The sequence below is a fragment of the Thermosulfurimonas dismutans genome (assembly GCF_001652585.1).
In the GTDB taxonomy this organism is placed as follows: Bacteria; Desulfobacterota; Thermodesulfobacteria; order Thermodesulfobacteriales; family Thermodesulfobacteriaceae; genus Thermosulfurimonas; species Thermosulfurimonas dismutans.
Genome location: NZ_LWLG01000015.1, coordinates 43,621 through 63,799 on the forward strand (window position 1 = coordinate 43,621; position 20,179 = coordinate 63,799).

A 20,179-nucleotide genomic window follows, 5' to 3' on the forward strand; every position below is an offset into this window, starting at 1 on the left:
TCTCTAATTGTACCGTTTTAATCTTTCCCTATAGACCTCTACCAAAGGAGGTTGTCATGAAGGGAAAGAGTCAAAGCAAGTGGTTAAGATTCCTGATTACTTTGCTTATCGGCTTGGGGTTGTTAGTTATGGGAAAAGCTTCATGGGCGAGCCAGGATAAGGAACACGAAGCGGTAGGTGATGAAACCATCCAGGCGGAAAACTGCCCCCTCCCGGTCTTACTAGAGAATGAACTCGAGGAAAAGACCGTTCTCAAGAACCTCTACTGTGAACTCAGGGAAAACACCCTGATCATCAAAGGAAAAGTTCACAACCTCTCCCATACCGTACTCTCCGGGGTGGAGGTGGAAGCGGCCCTGGTGGGTGCCGGAAATGCGGTCCTGGCCCGACAGGATGTCCTTACCGTGCCGGAGATCCTGAGGAGTAAACGGCACAAGTTCGGCTACTTTACCATCAAGCTGCCTTATTTCTCGAAGGCCAGGAAGATTATTCTCAAGATTACTGCCGAGAGACAAGAAGTTGAGGAAGATTAGACTTTGGCCTCGGAGAAGAACGGAAAGGTCTTATCTCGAGGCCTACCAACCCCGCTCTGACAGCCAATTATGAAAAAATATCGGAAGTTTTGCATCTTATTTCTCTTTATGCTTTCGGGCTGTGCGGTCTATCATCCTTTGCCTCTTGACCGGAAGGCGGAAGAGGCGGTCCTTAAAGGCCCGGATACCGAAGCTCTGGAAATAGAGGCCTCTCGGATAAAACATCCCCTTCTCAAGCCCGTAGAGTTCGATCTAAAGGACGGGCTCTCTCCGGATGAGGCCGCCATTTTGGCCGTGGTGGCCAATCCCGAGCTCCGGGCGGTAAGGGACGAAAAGAAGATAGCCTCTGCCCAGTTACTTCAGGCCGGGCTCCTTCCCAACCCTCAGCTTGCGCTAAGCTATGAGGTCCCCACGGCAGGGGTGACTTCCGGAACGGTAAATGCCTACAGTCTTCAGCTTGACTGGGAGATAACCGCCTTACTTACCAGGGGGGCCAGGGTTTCTTCGGCCAGGGCGGAAAGGGCCGCGGTTGATCTCAACGTAGCCTGGAAGGAATGGCAGGTAGCCGAGGCCGCTAAACTTCACGCCTTGCGTCTACTCTGGGCCGAAAGGAAGGTAGCCCTTTTACGAGAGGCCGAAAGGGAGCTAAAAAAGAACCTCGCCTTGGTCGAAAGGGCCGTCTCCCTTGGAGAAAAGACGGCTCTCGATCTGGCCGCTGCCAGGGCTACCTACCAGAAGATAAGGCTTGACCTTGAAACCGCGAGAGAGGAAAGGGCCCGGGAAAGGCTTACACTAAACCGCGTTCTCGGTTTTCCTCCGAACACTTACTTGAAGATTCAAAAGGATGTCCGGCTCCTCTCCTGGCCCCCACCCATCAAAAGAGAGAAACTTCTTTCCGGACTTGCGGAAAGGAGACTCGATCTCCTGGCCTTAAAGATGAGCTATCAGGCCCAGGACGAACGTCTTCGGGCCGCGGTGCTTTCCCAGTTTCCCAAAATAGGAATCGGTCTTATTCGGGCCAAGGATACCGGAGACGTGATCACCACCGGATTGGCGGTCTCCATAGAGCTTCCCTTCTTTGACCGGGGCCAGGCCCACATTGCCCTGGAGGAAGCCACCCGCAAGAAGCTCTACGACGAATACCTGGCGAGACTCTTTTCCGCCCGAGCCGAGGTGGCAGAAATCCTTGAAAAAATGGCCTTTGTGCGCCGAAAGATCGTTGCTTCCGAGGAGGCCGTAGCAGCCCTCGAAAGATTGCTTGTCACTTATAAGGAGGCCCTCCATCAGGGAAATGCCGATCTTCTTGGTTACTACCGGCTGCAAAACGAACTTTTGCTCAAACGTCTCGAACTTCTTAGGCTCAGGCAGACACAAAGCGACCTCGGGGTGGCCCTGGAGATCGCCTCCGGGGTTTACCTTCCGATGAGGTGCAAGACGTTGGGAATTGTTAATCCCAAAGGAGATATGAAGTAAATGAAAGATAGATTCGGGATAAACAAAAAAAGGTTGGCTATCCTAATCCTGGCCCATCTTATAGGGGCCATCTTCTGGCATTTAACTGGTTACTCCTTTCCGAGTTCTAAAAACGATAACCGCTATCCCCAAACATTTCTTAAAAAGACGGTCGCCGTAAAGGTTGCTCGAATAAGAAAGGGAGAGATCTCCGAGACTGAGGTAGCTTACGGAACGGTCATCCCTGCTCCAGGAGCGGTGGAGATTATCTCGATCCCTTTTGAAAGCCAGGTAAGGCGTATTTTTGTGAGTGAGGGCGAAGAGATTAGCCCCGGAACTCCCTTGCTTGAGCTCGCTCCAAGTCCAGATAGCCTTTTGAAGCTTGAGGTGGCCCAAACGGCTTACAAGATGGCTAAAAAGAAACTCACCCAGGTCAAAAAGAAAAAGGCTCTTAAATTGGCCACTAATCAGGAATTGCTTCAGGCGGAACAGGCCTTTCAGGAGGCTAGACTTAGGCTCGAAAGTCTCAAGAAGAAGGGACTCGGAAAGACCAAGACCCTCAAGGCCTCGCAAGACGGGATCGTCGGCAAGGTTTATGTCCAAGAAGGAGCCATCGTCCCGGCAGGAGGCCCTTTGCTAGAGATCGTAACCGGAGGGGCCCTTGAAGTCAGACTAGGAGCCGAACCAGAGGATATTTCTCGCCTGAAACCCGGAGAAAAAGTAAGACTTTTCCCGGTTAACAGACCGGCTAAGTCTGCCATAGAAGGCATTATCCGGGCCGTCTCCCGCTCGGTGAATCCTTCAACTCGGCTGGTGAACGTCTTTGTAGTCCCTGTCTCTCACAAAGACCTACTTCTTAATGAGTATGTCCGGGGCGAGATAATCGTTGCTGCTAAAGAAGCTCTCCTTGTTCCTCGTTCTGCGGTTCTTCCGGAAGGAGATCATTATGTCCTTTTTACCATCAAGGATGGTCGAGCCCGGAAACACACGGTCAAGATAGGTCTGGAAACCGAATCTCAGGTGGAGGTTATCGGCCAGGATCTCCATCCTGGAGATTTGGTGGTCATCCTTGGGAACTATGAACTTGAAGACGGAATAGCCGTTCGGACGGAGAAAATAGAGTGAATGTGGTTGAGTGGATGCAAAGCCACCGCCGTTCGATTCTCTTTTTGATTGCTATATTGGCTCTAGGAGGACTGGCTGCCAGTTTTAGACTCCCGGTGGCCCTCTTCCCCCACGTGGATTTTCCCCGCGTGGAGGTGAAACTAGAGGCCGGTGACCGACCCGCGGAACGCATGGCCATTGAGGTGACCCGCCCGGTGGAGGAGGCCATCAGGTCTGTTCCTGGAGTACGAAGCATCCGTTCAACTACCAGCCGAGGCAGCGCCGATATCTCCATCAACTTCGATTGGGGAGAAGACATGGTGGCGGCCATGCTTCAGGTAGAATCGGCCATAAACCAGGTCCTTCCCCGCCTCCCCCGGGGAACTTCTTTCACCGTAAGGCGCATGGACCCCACCGTCTTTCCAGTTTTGGCCTATAGTCTCACCTCTGACACCCATTCTCTGGTTGAACTGAGAGATCTAGCCCTTTACCAGTTACGGCCTCTGCTTTCCACCGTTAAAGGGGTGGCCAAGGTTGGAGTCCAAGGAGGGGCGGAGGAAGAATACGAGGTCATGATCGATCCGGCCAAGCTGGATGCCTTGGGGCTTTCGATAGACGATGTTGCCAGGGCCCTTTCAGCGGCCAATGTCATCAAGGCCGTAGGACGTTTGGAAGACCACTATAAACTCTATCTAGTCATCTCGGACACCCGCTTTCAGAGCCTGAAAGAAATCAAAGAGACCATCATCCGGGCCGGCAAGAATGGACTTGTTCGTCTGGACGATATTGCTACTGTGCGCCGAGGTACCGCTCCTCAATGGATCAGGGTCACAGCCGACGGCCACGATGCCGTACTCCTCCTAATTTATCAACAACCTCGGGGTAATACCGTTGAGATAGCTAAGGAGGTCAAGAAAAAGCTGGCTGAATTTCGCAAACATCTTCCCCTAGGAATCAAAATTGCCAAGTGGTATGACCAGAGCGAGCTCATCCTCTCGGCGGCCGGGAGCGTAAGGGATGCGGTGCTTATAGGCCTCCTTTTTGCCGCCCTGGTCCTTTGGCTGTTTTTGCGGAACCTCAAGATGACTTTTATTGCCGCCGTCTTGGTTCCGAGTGTCCTCGCAGCTACCATCATCCTCCTCTACGTCCTCCACATGAGCTTCAACATCATGACCCTGGGAGGCCTGGCCGCGGCCGTGGGTCTCATCATCGACGACATGATCGTCATGGAGGAACATATCGTAAGAAGGCTTGGAGAACTGGCCAATCAGCAGCTTGGGATCGCCACGGCTGTTCGGGAGCTTTCTAGGCCGCTTGCCGGCTCCTCGGCCTCGACGACCATCATTTTTGCTCCCCTGGCCTTTCTCTCCGGGGTAACCGGGGCCTTTTTTAAGGCCCTCTCTCTTACCATGGCCGCAAGCCTTCTGATCTCCTTTTTTGTGGCCTGGTTGGGGGTTCCTATCCTGGCAAATCATCTGCTTACCCAGAAAGACGCCGAAAAGGAAAGGCCCGGGAGATGGGCTTCCCGGTTCTATGAAAGATATGAGAGTTTCATGAAGAGCATTATGGCCCGATCCTGGCTCATTATTCCAGTACTTTTGATTTTGGTGGGTATCGGCTGGATAGCTTATCATCGGTTAGGCTCTGGCTTCATGCCTAAAATGGATGAGGGAGGGTTTGTCCTTGATTATCGAGCTCCTTCTGGGACCTCTCTTACCGAAACGGATCGTCTCCTGCGTCAAGTCGAGATGATATTGCAAGAGACGCCAGACGTAGAGACCTATTCCCGGAGGACCGGACTATCTCTGGGGGGCCATATTACTGAGGCCAACGAGGGCGATTTCTTCGTCCGGTTGAAGCCCCCACCCCGGAGGGATATCGAGGCTGTGATGGAGGACATAAGAGGCCGTATAGAGCGCAGGGTCCCAGGGCTTGAGATCGAGATGGCCCAGTTGATGGAAGATCTCATAGGAGATCTTACGGCTGTCCCGCAGCCCATAGAGATAAAGCTCTTTTCCGATAACGGTACTCTCTTGCGGAAACTGGCTCCCAAAGTAGCCGAAGAAATAAGAAAGATCCCCGGCGTGGTGGATGTAAGAGATGGGATCGTTCTGGCCGGCGACGCCCTGGTCATCCATGTTGACCGGGATCGGGCGGCCCTTGAAGGAGTGGATCCCGAATGGGTAACCAGAATGCTCTCTTATTACCTTGGTGGCGCGGTCACCACCCAGATTCAGAAGACTCCCAAAATGGTGGGAGTTCGAGTCTGGATCCCAAGCCATCTCAGAGATACCGCTTCCAAGGTCGAGGCCCTCCGCCTGCGGGCTCCCGATGGACATCTATTCCCTTTGAGGCGTATCGCCAGGGTGGAGGTGCTCACCGGTCAACCCCAGATAATGCACGAAGACCTAAAGAGGATGGTGGCCGTTACCGGACGTATCAGCGGTCGGGATATGGGATCGGTCATCCGGGATGTAAAGAGGGTGCTTAATCGTCCGGGACTCATTCCCAAAGGGGTCTATTATGAGCTCGGTGGTCTTTACCGTCAGCAACAAATTGCCTTTGCCGGGCTTTTGGCCGTTTTCGTGTCCGCGGTGCTTCTGGTCTTTTTGCTTCTCCTATTTCTCTATGAAAGTTTCCGGATGGCTATCGCCGTAATGGCAACCATCCTTTTGTCTCTGGCGGGAGTCTTTGTAGGTCTCTGGATTACCCATACCGAGATCAATATCTCCTCCATGATGGGGCTTACCATGATCGTGGGCATTGTTACCGAAACAGCCATTTTCTATCTCTCCGAATATCGTCTGCTTCCGCGCCATGTACCGTATAAAACGGCCTTGATCCTTGCCGGGAGAAATCGCCTGCGGGCGGTGGCCATGACCACGGTGGCTGCCATTTTGGCCCTTATGCCCCTGGCTCTCGGAATTGGTCAGGGAGCAGCTATGCTGAAGCCCCTGGCCATCGCCATAATTTCTGGTCTCTGTCTTCAATTGCCGCTGGTCCTCGTGGTTTTGCCGGCCTTATTGGCGCTTATTAAAAGAGAATATCAAACAGGTTAAGAAAAATGAGGACTATCTTTTCGGTCGCTTGCGTATTTTTTCTGATTATATCTTTGATCCAATTCGTAGAAGCGGCCAAGGTCGAACCGTCTCTCATCAAAGTTTCTACCCCGGTGAGAAGAGACTTTCGTCGGACTGTCCCTTTTGTGGGGAAGGTGTTTTCCAAAAAGAGCGTAAGGATAACGGCGCTCACGCCGGGTCGGATCGTCTCGATAGGCGTTCCCGATGAGAGCCGGGTGAGGGCCGGAGAAGTCCTCTTCGTCCTGGGCGGCCCGGAGGTGAAAAGGAGGCTTGCCACCCTAAGGTCACAAGTGGCCGTTCTTGAAAAGGAAATCTCTTTGGCCGAGGAGGCTGTGAGGTTAAAGAGGGAAGGAGTTAAGGCCAAGATCATCCCTTACGGAGAGCTCCTTAACGCCGAAAAGCATCTTCTGCAACTCAAAAATGAACTTGTGGCCCGGAAAAACGAACTATACCTTTTTGAAACCCGGCTGCGGATCAGGGCCTCGATTTCGGGAATCTTTACCCGGCGAAGGGTCTCTATCGGTCAGAGGGTGGAAAAGGGAGCGGTTCTGGCTGAAGTCTTGGACCCGAAGGCTCTCTGGGTTAAGGCCATCGTCTTCCCCCCGGAAGGCGTCAGCCTCTCCGGCAAACCGGCCCTGATCCAGCTTCCGGGCCGCACCCTTTCCGCCAGGGTGGCGAGGGTGGCCCCCGAACGGACCCCGGCGGGAGGGATAACGGTCTTTCTCGAAGGGAGGGATATTTCAAGGTCCCTGGCCCCGGGTGAGCCCGTGAGGGGAGTGGTGATCCTCGAGGAACATCGAAAGGCCCTGGCCGTCCCCGAAGAGGCCCTCGTCTATGACGAAGCCGAAAGGGCTTACGTCTTCGTCAAAAGCGAAAAGGGGTTTGAGAAGCGGATGGTCAAGACCGGGCTTTCCGGGGATGGTTTCGTAGAGGTCGTCTCTGGTCTCAGAGAAGGGGAAAAGGTGGTGATTAAGGGGGCCTACGAACTCTTTTATCGAGATTTTAGTCGGATTTACAGAGTTCCCGATTAGGAAGGTGCGTGAGGTGCCTCTTACAGAAGCTAGGAGAATATCCCTGCGATTCTTTGTTCTTCTGGGTGCGTTGGGAGCCATTCTCGGGCTTGAGTTCTATGAACATGTTTGCGCCCTTCCAGCTACAGATTGGAATACTCGCAATCTTTCTAGAATAAGGATTAAGGATCCGCATGATTTTTCATTCGCCGTATTTGGAGATAGCCAGTTCAGCATCTATGCCTTTGAAAGCCTCTTAAGGGACATTGACCAAGATCCTGAAATCTCCTTTGTCATTGCCTTGGGAGATATGGTCCATTCAGGAAGCAAGACATCGTATTCCCTTTTTTTGGATCTTATCCAAAAGAACCTTCACAAACCCCTAGTTACGGTCATCGGCAATCACGAACTAAAAGGAGGCGGTTATCCGCTTTATACTCGGATCTTCGGCCGGCCTTATTACTCCTTTCGTATCGGAAGGACCTGTTTCTTGATCCTGGATGATGCCGCAAGAAAGCTTAACCTCAAAGAAAGATCCTGGCTTGAAGGAGAACTCAGGAAGAGCCGGGACCTTTGCGACCACCGTTTGGTTTTTCTCCACATTCCCCTTTATGATCCCCGGCCTCACGAATACCACTGTCTACCCGAAAAAGAGGCCAAATTTCTTTCGAGGGTTTTTAGGGGCTACGGGGTCTCTCACGTATTTGCCGGACACATCCATGGTTATTTTCATGGAAACTGGAATGGCATTCCTTACACCATCACCGGCGGGGCAGGAGCTAGACTTTACGGCGGGGATCCGAGACATTTCTTCTACCATTATCTCAAAGTAAAGGTCATAAACGGTGTTCTTGACGTGGAAGTGAAACCCATTTTCGTTCCGGGCCCCAAATGGTTCGATCATACCCTTTACTTTGTCTACACCTATCTCTTTGACCCTCATTGGTTAGAAGCGGCCCTGTGGATGATCGTTTTGGGGCTAATCTTTCCCCTGATCTGGAAAAAATTTCGAAAAGGACCCGGCAAATGAGGGGATTTCTGCGCTGGCTTATTGACAGACCGCCCCTCATGCTTCTTTTGGTTGCATCCATCGTTTTTGCCGGGGTGTACGCCCTTTGGCACCTGCCGGTAGATCTTTTCCCCAATCTTGATCTTCCGGTGGTAAACATTGTTACTCATTATCCCGGGGCTGCTCCCGAGGATATGGAACTTCTCGTTACCCGCCCTATTGAAGACGAAATGCGAGGCCTACCAGGGGTCAAACGGGTGGCCTCGGTCTCGGTTCAGGGCATCTCCAAGGTCACGGTGGAGTTTGGCCCTGGTATTTCGGTCAGAGAGGCCCGAGAACTCGTTCAGGCGAGGCTCGCCCGGACCGCTGGTCTCTTGCCGCGCGGGGCCGTCCCCAGGCTCGAAAACATCGGTACCACCCTTCAGGAGGTGCTCGGATATGTGGTCTACGGCTCGAAGGACCTCGTGGAACTGCGAAATCTCATCCGGTTTACCCTCACCAATCGGCTCATGGGTATTCCCGGGGTCTCCTCGGTGGAGGTCTTTGGGGGTGATAGGCGGGCCTTTATTATCCGGGTAAGGCCAGAGGCCCTTGCCCGTCTCGGACTCGGCATTTCGGATCTCGAGCTAGCTCTAAGACGCCACAATGCCTCTGAGGTAGCCGGTTTCCTTACTAGAGGTGGACGGGAGTATGTGATCCGTGGAGATGCCCGTCTGCAAACTATTGAAGACTTGAAAAACCTCTATCTAAAGAGCGCCGATGGGGAGGCGGTTCCTCTTTCGGCGGTGGCCGAAGTCTTTGAAGGAGTGGCTCCCAAGCATTACGAGGTCAGGGGAGACGGTCAACCGGCAGTGGCCTTTTACGTGCGTAAGCAACCCGGTGCTAGTTCTATTGAGGTCGCCCGGGCCGTGGAAAACGCGGTGGAGGAATTCAAGGCCCTCCTTCCTCCGGGAACAAAGATCAAAAAATTCTACGATCAGTCAGAGATCATAAAAGAGGCCCGGGAAACCATTTCCAGTGATCTTTTGCTCGGGGCGGCCCTGGCAGTGACCGTCCTCTATCTTTTCATAGGGACGATGAGGCCTACCCTCATAGTGGCCGCCACCATCCCACTCACCCTGCTGGTCACCCTAGTCCTAATGAAGATCCTGGGGCTTTCGCTCAATGTCATCACTTTTTCGGCGCTCACGCTTGCCGTGGGGATGATCGTGGACGACGCCATTGTGGTCACGGAGAACGTCTCCCGGCACCTGGAGATGGGGAAAGCATCCCCAGAGGCGGCCTTGGCAGGCACGGTAGAAATCACCCCGCCCGACGCCGCCGGGACCTTCACCACTGTGGCGGCCTTTCTCCCCCTGGCCCTGGTGACCGGTATCGCCGGCCTTTTCCTGCGGCCCTTCGGTTTGGTGGTGAGTCTGGCCCTCCTAGTCTCCCTCATCCTTTCCCTCTCGTTGGTCCCGGTGCTTCTCGGGAATATGCCCCCGGTGCGGGAACCCCTCCGGCCCCCGGCCGGGAGGCTTCTCACGGGTCTGAGGGGTCTCCTATCTCGGGTCCTCTCCTATAGCCTTGATCATCCCCGTAAAGTGATCGTTCTGAGTATGGGGGGCCTTACCTTGGCCGGTCTTTCGGTCTTTCTTGGCTCGGCAAAGCTCCTCCCTCCGGTGGACGAGGGGGCCATCCTGGTAGAATACATCATGCCCCCAGGCACCTCTCTCAGGGAGAGCAATCGAATTGGAGAAGAGCTTGTCCGCCTAGCCATGACCGATCCCGATGTGGCCTGTGTGTATCGTCGCACCGGCTCCCCAGAGGTGGGTTACCAGATCGAGGGTGTCAACCGGGGAGAAATTATGATCAAGCTCAAGCCCAAGGGGGAACGTTACCGGGGAGTAGAGGAGATCATGGCCGATCTCAAGAGGGCTTATGCTCGCTTTCCCGGGGTGGTCTTTCTTTATCACCAGCCCACCCAGGAGAAGATGGACGAGAGTCTTTCCGGGCTTCCGGCCCTCTTCGGGGTGACTGTCTACGGTGAAGACCTTGACACCCTGGCGTACCTGGCCGGAAAGGTAGAAGAGATCATGGACGAGGATCCGGCCATTACCAATGTGGTCAATCCCCTGAAGACAAGAAGGCCTCAAATCGTAGTAAGGCTGAGGTATCCCGACCTTGCCCGTTTCGGGGTGAGCCTGGAGGAGGTGTTTTCCACCCTGAGGGCCACCTTTGGGGGCCTTGAGGCCACACGCATCGTGAGACAGCGGGAGGAGATCGATGTCCTTCTCGAATTTGATTGGCCCGAGGCTTTCGGCCTAAAAAGACTTGCCCTTCTACCTATCCGGACAGCGAAAGGGGAACTGGTACCCCTCAGGAAGGTGGCTGATATCCGGGTGGAATACCTCCCCGGAGAGATCACCAGGCTCAACGGTGAACGGGAGGTCACCCTGCTGGCCGAAGTGGAGGGGAACCTATTCAAGGTGGCCTCAAGCCTCAAGAGGCGTCTTGCGGCCCTTTCGCTTCCCCGGGGCTACCGGGTGGAGGTGACCGGACAGTACAAGGTTCTCAAAAGGAGCCTGTGGGAGATGATGTTTATCCTTTCCGGGGCTATCATTTTTGTCTATCTTATATTGTTTGCGGAGTTTAAGTCCTGGAAACGCCCTTTGGTGATATTGACTACGGCCCCTTTTTCCTTGGTAGGGGCTATCCTGGCCCTCTGGATAACCCGTCAGGGCCTGAACATCTCGGTGGCCATGGGCGTGCTCACCCTTATAGGAATCTGTGTCAACAATGCCATCGTCCTTCTCGACTTTGCCGAACAAAAAATAAGGGAAGGGATGGACAGAAAGGAGGCCCTGATTGAAGCGGCTCAGACCAGGCTCAGGCCAATCCTCCTTACCAGCCTGACAACTATCTTTGCCCTTATTCCTACGGCCCTGGGCCTCGGAGCGGGAGCTGAGTACTTTCGAGGATTTGCTATAGCTGTTATAGGAGGCCTCGTGACGGCTACTCTGGTTTCGTTTATTCTGGTGCCCTGCATAGAAGTTTTTGGGAGTACAAGTTAGCTTATGGTAACCCAAATGAAGGCGGCTTTTAGAGCTTTTTGGGCTCCCTGTTTAATGGTTCTAGTGCTGTATGTGGTTCCCCTTTCTTTTCCTTTGACTTCCATCCAGGAAGCCCGTCGGGCAGAGATCGTTCAAGAGGCCGTAATACTCGGAAACTGGCTTATTCCTAGCCTCAATGGTGAGCCTTATGTGGTGAAACCCCCGTTTCATATTTGGATAACAGGCGTCTTCGCTTGGCTTTTTGGTGTTAAGGAAGCTGTGCTAAGGATATCCTCTTTTCTTTCGGCGCTTGGCATAGGAATTGTTCTCTATCGCCTGACCCTAAAGGTTTGTAGCCGCATGGAAATAGCCCTTCTTTCCGTGCTAATCCTGATTTCTGCTCCCAAGTTCTTTTTCTTCTCTCACCGGGTGGAAATCGATATGTTGCTGGCCTTTCTTTATTTTTTAAGCTTCTATTTCTTCTGGAGCTACCTCTCCGAGGAGAAAAGCCGATTCCTTTACCTGGGATATTTTGTGGCTGGACTGGCGGCCCTAACCAAGGGCCCTTTCATTTTTTTTCTCTTTCCGCCGCTGGCGATTTACGGCCTCCTCTACAAAGATCGCCGGATCTGGCGGGTACTTTTCAATCCCCTGGGTTGGTTTCTTCTTCTGGCTCCGGTCTGCGGCTGGTATTTTTACGCCTACAAAAAGCTTTCGGCCGCGGCTTTTTACGAATTCATCTATACCGACATCTTTGGAAGGATTTCCACCGGCAAAAGGGATCCCTTTTGGCATTACCCAGGGGCTCTTCTTCTGGCCTTCATGCCTTGGACCTTGGCTTTGCTTTACCGTCCGGGGAAGTTTTTGCGGGAGGCGTTGCGTGGCCAGCAGTCCCTTATCTTCCTATCTTTTTTGGTGCCGATTACCCTTCTCAGCTTTACGGCCGCCAAATACAGCAAGTATCTCCTTCCTTTTTACCCCTTCTTTGCCTTGTTCCTTGCCCGCCTGATATTCAGCCAGCTTGAAAACCGAGCCTTTCCAATACGAAAATTTATGGTCGGGACTTCTTTTATAGTTCTAATGATGGTGGCCGGTACTCTGGTTATGGAATACCATTCAAACCGGCTCCGCTTCGACTCTCTATCGGCGGCGAGGCCCTATCTATCCCTGCCTTATCCCTATTACAGTTACCGAAAGGAACCCAACTATCTTCTGGTCTTTTATCACGGGGGCCCTATTCCGGTGGTAAGAGAAGAAGATCTCAAGGGTCTCAAGCCCCCCTTTGTGCTCTTAGTGGAAACCATCCCCGGGGCCGAGGTCTCTTTGCCTAGGTCAGACCTTGGAAAACTCGCCGAGATTTCTCCATTCTACAGAAAAAAACGTCGCCTTTTGATCTTTGTTTTTTCCTGAAGTTTACCGGTTCTGGCGGATACGAGCGGGGTAGGGAGGTATTTTCTCGCGGTAAAGGAGGTCTTTTAAGACCGCGAGTTTTTCAGAAATTCCTAGTGCCTTCTGCACCCGTCCGAAATAGTAAAGACCGAAGGGGAAGTTTTGGAGATACCAGAAGAGCCAGAGGTTGAACCTTTTCTCCCGCCATTCTTCGGGCAGGAGCTTCAGGTGTTCAGCCATGAGTAAGACCGGCTCAAAGGGATTGGGTGCCTCGGGTATGGGGTCTCCCTTGAGAAAGGCCCTCGCATCCCGAAAGATCCAGGGGCGAAGGAGGGCCGTACGGCCAATCATAACGCCGTCACAGCCGGTGGTCTCAAGCATCCTGAGGACGTCTTCCGGAGAAAATATGTCCCCGTTTCCGATGACTGTGGCTCCGGTTTCACGCTTCAAGGCTGCGATTTCTTCCCACCGAGGCGGCCGCCGGAAACCATCCTCCGGAGCCCGGGGGTGTAAGATCAGGATCTCAACCCCTTCGGCAAGCAACCCTTCCGCAAAGGCGATGAGCCGCCTGAGATCGTGCCCCGGGGTGGAACGAAGTTTGGCGAAAAGGGGTTTGCGGGTCATCTTACGCCCCCCGGCCGCTATTTTGCGGGCGAGCTCCGGCTCCGAAAGAAGGGCCGCACCCCAGCCGTAGCGTTTGGCCCGTCCCCGGGCGCAGCCGAAATTTAGGTCGTAGCCATAGAAGTCAAAGCGAGCCTCAAGCCGTTCCAGGGCTTGGACTATGACCTCGGGCTCCCTTCCGGCAAGCTGAGCGATAAGGGGCCGGTCGGCCTCGGTGTAGAAGAGGTAGGGATCCCTTTCCGGAGGCTGGTGCACGATGGCCCTGGCGCTCACCATCTCGGTGTAGAAGAAGTCCGGCGGCCCGTAGTGGGCCACGAGCCGCCTGAAGGCCACATGCGTGAGCCCATCCATGGGAGCTAGGAAGAGGGTAGCCCGCATTAACCTTTCTTCCCTCGCCACCACTTAAGAAGTCTTTCCCGGATGGTCTTCTCGAAGCCCCGGTTCGTAGGGCGGTAGTAGCGACGGTCTCGGAGTTCGTCCGGGAGATACTGCTGCTCCACGAACCCCTCTGGAAAATCGTGGGCGTATTTGTAGCCCCGGCCGTAGCCTAGGGCCCGCATGAGGGCCGTTACCGGATTGCGCAGGTGCATAGGCACAGGCAGAGCCCCGTGGCGACGGGCGTCGGTCCTGGCGGCCGAAAGGCCGCGGTAGACGGCGTTGCTCTTGGGTGCACAGGCTACATAGACCGCGGCCTGAGCCAGCGCCAGCTCTCCCTCCGGACTTCCCAGAAACTCGTAGGCCTCCTTGGCAGAGACCGCTACCACTAGCGCCATGGGGTCGGCGTTTCCCACGTCCTCGGAGGCCGCCACCACGATCCTGCGGGCGATGTAAAGGGGGTCCTCCCCGGCCTCAAGCATACGGGCGAGCCAGTACAAAGCCGCGTCCGGGTCGCTTCCCCGAAGGCTCTTGTGAAAGGCTGATATCAAGTTGTAGTGCTCCTCCCCGCTCTTGTCGTAGCGGAGGGGCTTTTCGAGGAAGACCCTCTCGAGGTCGAGAACTCCGATCCGACGAGAACCGTCCTCTCTGGGCAGCGTGCTCTCCACCAGGGTCTCAAGCATATTTAAGGCCACCCGGGCGTCACCTTCGGCGGCCTGGGCGAGGAGATCAAGGGCCTTCGGTTCAACTTCGATATTCTCCCTACCGTAACCCCTTTCGGGATCACTTAAGGCCCTTTCAAGGAGTTTGCGGATGTCTTCGGAACTCAGGGGTTTGAGGACCAGGATCTTACAGCGGGAAAGGAGGGGGGCGATGACCTCGAAGGAGGGGTTTTCGGTGGTGGCTCCGATGAGAGTCACCAGACCGGATTCCACATACGGCAAAAGAAAGTCCTGCTGAGCCTTGTTGAAGCGATGGATCTCATCAATAAAAAGTACGGTCTTATGGCCTAAAGTAGCCATCCGACGGGCTTCTTCTATTACTTTTCTAAGGTCTTTTACTCCGGAGTCCACAGCCGAGAGGGTAATCAATCTGGCCCCTATCTCCTTGGCCAGAAGCCTTGCGAGCGTGGTCTTACCGCAGCCTGGTGGCCCCCAGAGGATGAGGGAAGGGAGTTTTTTTTGAGAGACAATACGGCTTAGAAGTCGGTCCTTGCCTAGGAGGTGACTTTGCCCCAGAAATTCAGAAAAGCTCCGGGGCCGAAGCCGTTCGGCCAGCGGTGGCCTAGGAGCAAAGAGGCTACTTTCGCTTCCGTGTTCTTTTTTCCGCTGAGCCACTTACCGTAAACATCCTGGTGAAACAGAATGTACAGAGACTGGTAACAATATTCCACGAAATTAGCATGAAAAGAAGGGCACTACCTTTCATGGGCCTTCTCCTTTCTTCTGGCAAGATGGACCAGCACCCCAAAACCCAGGAAGATGGCCACCAGAAGGAACCTCGTAACCCAAATAGTAGGCGAAGCCTCCTTAAGATACCCCGGAAGCTCCTTGAAAATCCACCAACCGGTGATGATGGATAGGAAAAACGGCGTCACATATCGCATAATAAAAAAGAAGATCCGTGGGAGTTTTATAAAGCCGCCCCGATTAATTTCCCGCCAAGCGGTCGAGGGATTGAAGGCCCAAAAAAAGATTACCACCTCGCACAAGGCAAAGACCACTACGAAGAATGTTCCGGCCCAGAAGTCCATTTCATCCAAGGCCTTGGGAAGCAGGATGGCGAAGTGGGCCAAGACGAAAAGGGTAAGCATGGTGAGGGTTACGGCCTTTTTTCGGGAAAAACCGAATTCATCCTCGAGGAAGGCTATCACCGGTTGGGTGATGGCCACCGAGGAGGTAATGCCAGCAAAGAAGAGGAGGATGAACCAGAAAAAGCCCAAGAGGGAGCCCGCCGGAAGATTGGCGAAGATGGCCGGAAGACTTACGAAAGCGAGGTTGAAGGCCCCACTAGCGGCGATGAGTTGGGCGGCCGCTACTCCGAAAAAGGCCGCCGCCGCCGGAATAGCGATGGAGCCTCCGAGGACGATCTCCGCAAATTCGTTAAGCGAGGAAGCCGTAAGGGCCGAAAGGGTAAGATCGTCATTACGTTTGAGATAGGAGGCGTAGGTGATGATAGCTCCGAAGCCGAGACTCAGGGTGAAAAAGACCTGACCTGCGGCTGCGAGCCAGACTTTAGGGTTGCCAAGCTCCTGCCACTTAGGTTCCCAGAGGAAGTTAAGCCCCTGAACGGCGCTACCGAGAGGGGTTTCAAGCGTTATGACCCGCATCATGAGGATGATAGCGAGAGCAAAAAGCACCGGCATGGCCACCTTAGCAAATTTCTCTATCCCACCCGAAATACCCCTGATCAAGATGGTGTAGTTTAGGAACATGGTGACGAGAAAAAAGAGGTAGGCCGCAAGCGAGGGGCGGTAGAATCCTTCGGCCCCCATGCCGGTATATTGGAGGAGGAACTCTTTGAAAGGTTTGAGATAGGCCTCAGAGGAAGCAGCCACCTCGGCTGAAATCTTGGGAAGCTTCCCGGTAAGGGCGAAAAAGGCGTAGCCTAAGGTCCAACTTTCGATGTAGACATAGTAGCACGAGACTACAAAAGGCACGAATAGCCCCAGGATACCTACATAACGGGCGATGGGGTTTTTCCAAAGAAGTCCGAAGATGGCCGGGGTGGTCCCGTGTCCCCGGACGCCGCCGTAGCGGCCAATGCCCCATTCCACCCACATGAGGGGAATGGCGATAAGAAGTAACGAAATCATGTAAGGGATCATAAAGATACCGCCACCGTTCTGGGCCGCCTGAGTGGGGAAACGCAGGAAGTTCCCCAAACCCACAGCATTTCCGGCCATGGCTAAAATCAAGCCGATCCGCGAGCCCCAGCGTTCCCTTTGTGCCATTTTTAACTCCTCATCCGATTTTTGGGATAAACTTTTTTATAAAAGAGAGGTATAATAATTTCAACTCTGAATAGGGGAGGTTTTGAGTGGATTTTACTAAAATTACTGTTTCAGAAATTATGAGCCGAGGGGTAATTACGGTCGGTATGGAAGCTAGTTTTGAAGAAATATTGAGACAATTGACCGAAAATAAAGTGCATGCAGTAGTGGTAACGGCGCCGGGAGGCGAATTCATGGGTGTGATTAGCCATTCCGATATTATCGAGGCTCTGGCCAAAAAAGGGGCTGAGATTTTCAACCTAGTGGCGGAAGATTTGATGTGCCCCAAACCTTATACCATCGAGGGTACGGCCACTCTCAAAGAAGCTGCGGCCAAAATGGTAAACTATGGTGTTCACCGACTCTTGGTTCTCTCTTCACACGGTGGTAAATTAGTGCCTGTTGGGGTTCTTTCGGCTATAGACCTCGTTCGGGCTGAGAGCCAATAGCCCGCTTGACAAGGCCGAAAACCCTAGGTATATAAAAGGTCGCCTTTTGCGGGACGGATGTCCCGAGGGGGATTTTTTGAGATTTTGAGAAGGGGAAAGGTTATGCCCACTTTTAATCAATTGGTAAGGTTTGGGCGTAAAAAGAGGAAAAGCAAATCCAAGTCGCCGGCGTTGGAAGGTTGTCCACAGAAGCGTGGGGTGTGTGTAAGGGTGTATACTACCACGCCCAAAAAGCCCAATTCTGCTCTTCGGAAGGTGGCTCGTGTTCGGCTTACTAATGGTATTGAGGTGACGGCCTACATTCCGGGGATTGGGCACAATCTTCAAGAGCACTCGGTGGTGTTAGTGAGGGGTGGGCGTGTTAAGGATCTTCCTGGAGTGCGTTATAAGATAATCCGTGGGGCTCTTGATGCTGCCGGTGTTCAGGATCGTAGAAAGTCTCGCTCCAAGTACGGAGCTCCTAGACCGAAATAAGGGGAGTTGAGTCATGCCACGGAGAGGTCCGGTTCCTAAAAGAGAGATTTTGCCTGATCCTAAATACAATAGTGTGTTGGTGGCCAAGTTTGTGAACTGTCTCATGCGGGATGGGAAGAAGAATGTGGCCCGAAAGATTTTTTATGGAGCTCTGGATATTTTGAAAGAGAAGGCTAAAGGAGAGGATCCGCTGAAGATTTTCGAGAAAGCGGTCGAGAATTGTAAGCCTCTACTTGAGACTCGTTCTCGACGGGTGGGAGGTGCGACCTATCAGGTGCCTATGGAAGTGAGGCCGGAGAGGCAGCTTTCTTTGGCTATTCGTTGGCTTATTCAGGCGGCCCGTGAGCGTTCTGAAAGAACGATGATGGAGCGTTTGGCTAATGAACTTTGGGATGCTTATAATGAGCGAGGGGCGGCCATAAAGAAGAGGGAGGACACGCACCGGATGGCGGAGGCTAACCGGGCCTTCGCGCATTACCGCTGGTAGTTGTCTTTTGGTTGGAGGTGTCTCTTAAGTCCTTCGGTTGTAGGGGACTGCTATTTTGATTTTTTAATAAGGAGGTTGAGGGTAGGTTATGGATAGTGAGGCTCTAAAAAGACTAAAATATACGCGTAACATTGGTTTTGTGGCTCATATCGACGCGGGGAAGACTACTACCACCGAGCGTGTTCTTTATTACACTGGTCGTACTCACAAGATTGGTGAGGTGCATGAAGGCACCGCCACCATGGACTTCATGGTTCAAGAGCAGGAACGCGGTATTACCATTACTTCGGCAGCTACCACTTGTTTCTGGAAGGATCATCGTATCAACATCATCGATACTCCTGGGCACGTGGATTTTACTATTGAGGTCGAGCGTAGTCTTCGTGTCCTTGATGGGGCGGTGGTGATCTTCTGTGCTGTGGGTGGAGTAGAGCCCCAGTCTGAAACTGTCTGGCGTCAGGCCAATAAGTATAGGGTGCCTCGGATCTGTTTTGTGAACAAGATGGACCGGTTGGGGGCCAATTTCGAGCGGGTGGTGGATGAAATCAAGCAGCGGCTCGGGGCTACGCCTCTCCCTCTGCAGATTCCGATCGGGGCGGAAGATAGTTTTGTGGGAGTAGTGGATCTCCTTGATATGAAGGCTATTGTTTGGGAGGAAGAGACTCTCGGGGCCAAATATCATTATGAGGAGATTCCGGCTGATCTCAAGGATAAGGCCGAGGAGTATAGAACCAACCTTATTGAGACGCTGGCAGATATAAATGATGAGATTATGGAAAAATACCTTGAAGGCCACGAGATTACCCAAGAGGAGCTGAAAAAGGCCATTCGAGAAGCTACCTTGGCCTTCAAGGTGGTACCGGTCCTCTGTGGGTCGGCTTTCAAGAATAAAGGGGTGCAGCCTCTCCTGGATGCTATTGTGGATTATCTGCCTTCTCCTCTGGACATTCCTCCGGTAAAGGGCGTAAATCCCGATACCGGGGAGGAAGAGGAAAGGGTTACCGATCCGGATGGGCCGCTGGCCGCTTTGGCCTTCAAGATCATGGCCGATCCTTACGTTGGAACGCTTACTTTTCTTAGGATCTATTCCGGGAAGCTTGAGTCCGGAGTTACGGTTTATAACTCCACCAAAAGGAAGCGGGAGAGGATTGGGCGTCTGGTGCGGATGCACGCCAAACATCGGGAGGAGATTACTTCGGCCGAGGCCGGAGATATCGTAGCGGCCCTTGGTCTTCGAGTAACTACCACCGGAGACACCCTCTGTGATGAAACCAAGCCCATTGAGCTTGAAAAGCTTGAGATTCCCGATCCGGTGATCTCGGTAGCTGTGGAGCCCAAAACCAAGGCCGATCAGGAAAAGCTGGCCAATGCTCTTCAGAAGATCGCGCTCGAGGATCCTTCTTTCCGGGTTCAGACCGATCAGGAGACCGGACAGACCCTCATCTGGGGTATGGGAGAGTTGCATCTTGAGATCATCGTAGATCGTCTGGTGCGGGAATTTAAGGTTGGAGTCAATGTTGGGCGTCCGGAGGTGGCTTATAAAGAGACCATCACTTCGGTGGCAGAAGCCGAAGGGAAATACATCAAGCAGACTGGTGGTCGTGGACAATATGGACATGTAAAGCTCATAGTGGAGCCCAATCAGGGTAAAGGTTTTGAGTTTGTGTCCGAAATCGTGGGAGGAGCTATTCCCAAGGAATTCATTCCTTCGGTAGAAAAAGGTGTGCGCGAGGCTATGGAGCAAGGAGTGCTTGCGGGCTATCCGGTAATTGACGTTAAGGTGAGACTGGTGGATGGAAGTTATCACGAGGTGGACTCCTCGGATATGGCTTTTGCCATTGCGGGTTCGTTGGGTTTTAAGGAAGCAGCCAAAAAGGCCAATCCGGTACTCCTTGAACCCATCATGCGTTTGGAGGTGGTGACTCCCGAGGAATATCTGGGAGATGTCTTGGGGGACATTTCCTCTAGGCGGGGTAAGGTCGAAGGTATGGAGACGAGAGGGGTAGTACGTGTTATTAAGGCCTTTGTACCTCTTGCGGAAATGTTTGGATATGCTACACAATTGCGATCCCTTACGCAGGGGCGAGCCAACTTCACTATGCAGTTTTCGCATTACGAGAAGGTGCCGGCGCATCTGGCCGATGAGATCATAAAGAAAGCGAAAGGGGTATA

The 20,179-nt window shown here is 53.2% G+C and carries 15 protein-coding genes; 12 read left to right on the forward strand and 3 right to left on the reverse strand.

Annotation, left to right across the window (positions count from 1 at the left end):
- The first annotated feature begins 56 nt into the window (after positions 1-56).
- The 8 genes from TDIS_RS08850 (at position 57) to TDIS_RS08885 (ending at position 12,630) form a co-directional block, all read left to right on the forward strand.
- Positions 57-533 carry a hypothetical protein gene (locus TDIS_RS08850; protein ID WP_068671431.1) on the forward strand — a complete coding sequence of 159 codons (477 nt, stop codon included), beginning with the start codon at positions 57-59 and terminating at the stop codon, positions 531-533.
- Between the two features lie 69 nt (positions 534-602).
- Complete coding sequence (locus TDIS_RS08855; RefSeq protein ID WP_068671433.1) at positions 603-2,006, forward strand: TolC family protein; 1,404 nt, start codon at positions 603-605, stop codon at positions 2,004-2,006.
- Positions 2,007-3,110, forward strand: coding sequence for an efflux RND transporter periplasmic adaptor subunit (locus TDIS_RS08860; protein ID WP_068671434.1), 1,104 nt, complete (start codon positions 2,007-2,009; stop codon positions 3,108-3,110).
- Positions 3,107-6,148, forward strand: a complete 3,042-nt coding sequence (locus tag TDIS_RS08865) for an efflux RND transporter permease subunit (protein ID WP_068671435.1) — start codon at positions 3,107-3,109, stop codon at positions 6,146-6,148. The genes TDIS_RS08860 and TDIS_RS08865 overlap by 4 nt, the downstream gene beginning before the upstream one ends.
- A gap of 5 nt (positions 6,149-6,153) precedes the next feature.
- Entirely contained in the window at positions 6,154-7,200 is a 1,047-nt protein-coding gene (locus TDIS_RS08870) for an efflux RND transporter periplasmic adaptor subunit (RefSeq protein ID WP_068671437.1), read from the forward strand.
- A gap of 4 nt (positions 7,201-7,204) precedes the next feature.
- A complete protein-coding gene (locus tag TDIS_RS08875; RefSeq protein ID WP_161939512.1) occupies positions 7,205-8,209 on the forward strand; it encodes a metallophosphoesterase family protein in 1,005 nt (334 codons plus the stop codon).
- Positions 8,206-11,241 carry an efflux RND transporter permease subunit gene (locus TDIS_RS08880; RefSeq protein WP_068671441.1) on the forward strand — a complete coding sequence of 1,012 codons (3,036 nt, stop codon included), beginning with the start codon at positions 8,206-8,208 and terminating at the stop codon, positions 11,239-11,241. Before TDIS_RS08875 ends, TDIS_RS08880 begins: the two co-directional genes overlap by 4 nt.
- Positions 11,242-11,244: 3 nt before the next feature.
- Positions 11,245-12,630: an ArnT family glycosyltransferase gene (locus tag TDIS_RS08885; protein ID WP_068671443.1), complete on the forward strand. Its 1,386-nt coding sequence runs from the start codon at positions 11,245-11,247 to the stop codon at positions 12,628-12,630.
- 3 nt (positions 12,631-12,633) lie between these two features.
- On the opposite strand, the gene TDIS_RS08890 is transcribed toward TDIS_RS08885, so the two are convergent.
- From TDIS_RS08890 to TDIS_RS08900, 3 genes are all read right to left on the reverse strand, one after another.
- A complete protein-coding gene (locus TDIS_RS08890) occupies positions 12,634-13,608 on the reverse strand; it encodes a tRNA dihydrouridine synthase (protein ID WP_068671445.1) in 975 nt (324 codons plus the stop codon).
- A complete protein-coding gene (locus tag TDIS_RS08895; protein ID WP_068671447.1) occupies positions 13,608-14,942 on the reverse strand; it encodes a replication-associated recombination protein A in 1,335 nt (444 codons plus the stop codon). Before TDIS_RS08895 ends, TDIS_RS08890 begins: the two co-directional genes overlap by 1 nt.
- An 80-nt stretch (positions 14,943-15,022) precedes the next feature.
- On the reverse strand, positions 15,023-16,558 hold the full coding sequence (locus TDIS_RS08900) for a sodium-dependent transporter (RefSeq protein WP_068671448.1): 1,536 nt from the start codon (positions 16,556-16,558) through the stop codon (positions 15,023-15,025).
- A gap of 86 nt (positions 16,559-16,644) precedes the next feature.
- On the opposite strand from TDIS_RS08900, the gene TDIS_RS08905 reads away from it, so the two are divergent.
- The 4 genes from TDIS_RS08905 to fusA all read left to right on the forward strand — a co-directional run.
- The gene (locus TDIS_RS08905) at positions 16,645-17,046 is read left to right on the forward strand and encodes a CBS domain-containing protein (protein ID WP_068671450.1); all 402 of its coding nucleotides are present in this window, start codon (positions 16,645-16,647) and stop codon (positions 17,044-17,046) included.
- A 102-nt stretch (positions 17,047-17,148) separates the two neighbouring features.
- Positions 17,149-17,520 (forward strand): 30S ribosomal protein S12, encoded by a 372-nt coding sequence (rpsL, locus tag TDIS_RS08910; protein ID WP_068671464.1) that lies wholly within the window; start codon positions 17,149-17,151, stop codon positions 17,518-17,520.
- Positions 17,521-17,533: 13 nt separating this feature from the next.
- Positions 17,534-18,007, forward strand: coding sequence for a 30S ribosomal protein S7 (gene rpsG, locus TDIS_RS08915; RefSeq protein ID WP_068671452.1), 474 nt, complete (start codon positions 17,534-17,536; stop codon positions 18,005-18,007).
- 88 nt (positions 18,008-18,095) lie between these two features.
- The coding region (gene fusA / locus TDIS_RS08920; RefSeq protein WP_068671454.1) for an elongation factor G at positions 18,096-20,179 on the forward strand (2,084 nt) is incomplete at its 3' end.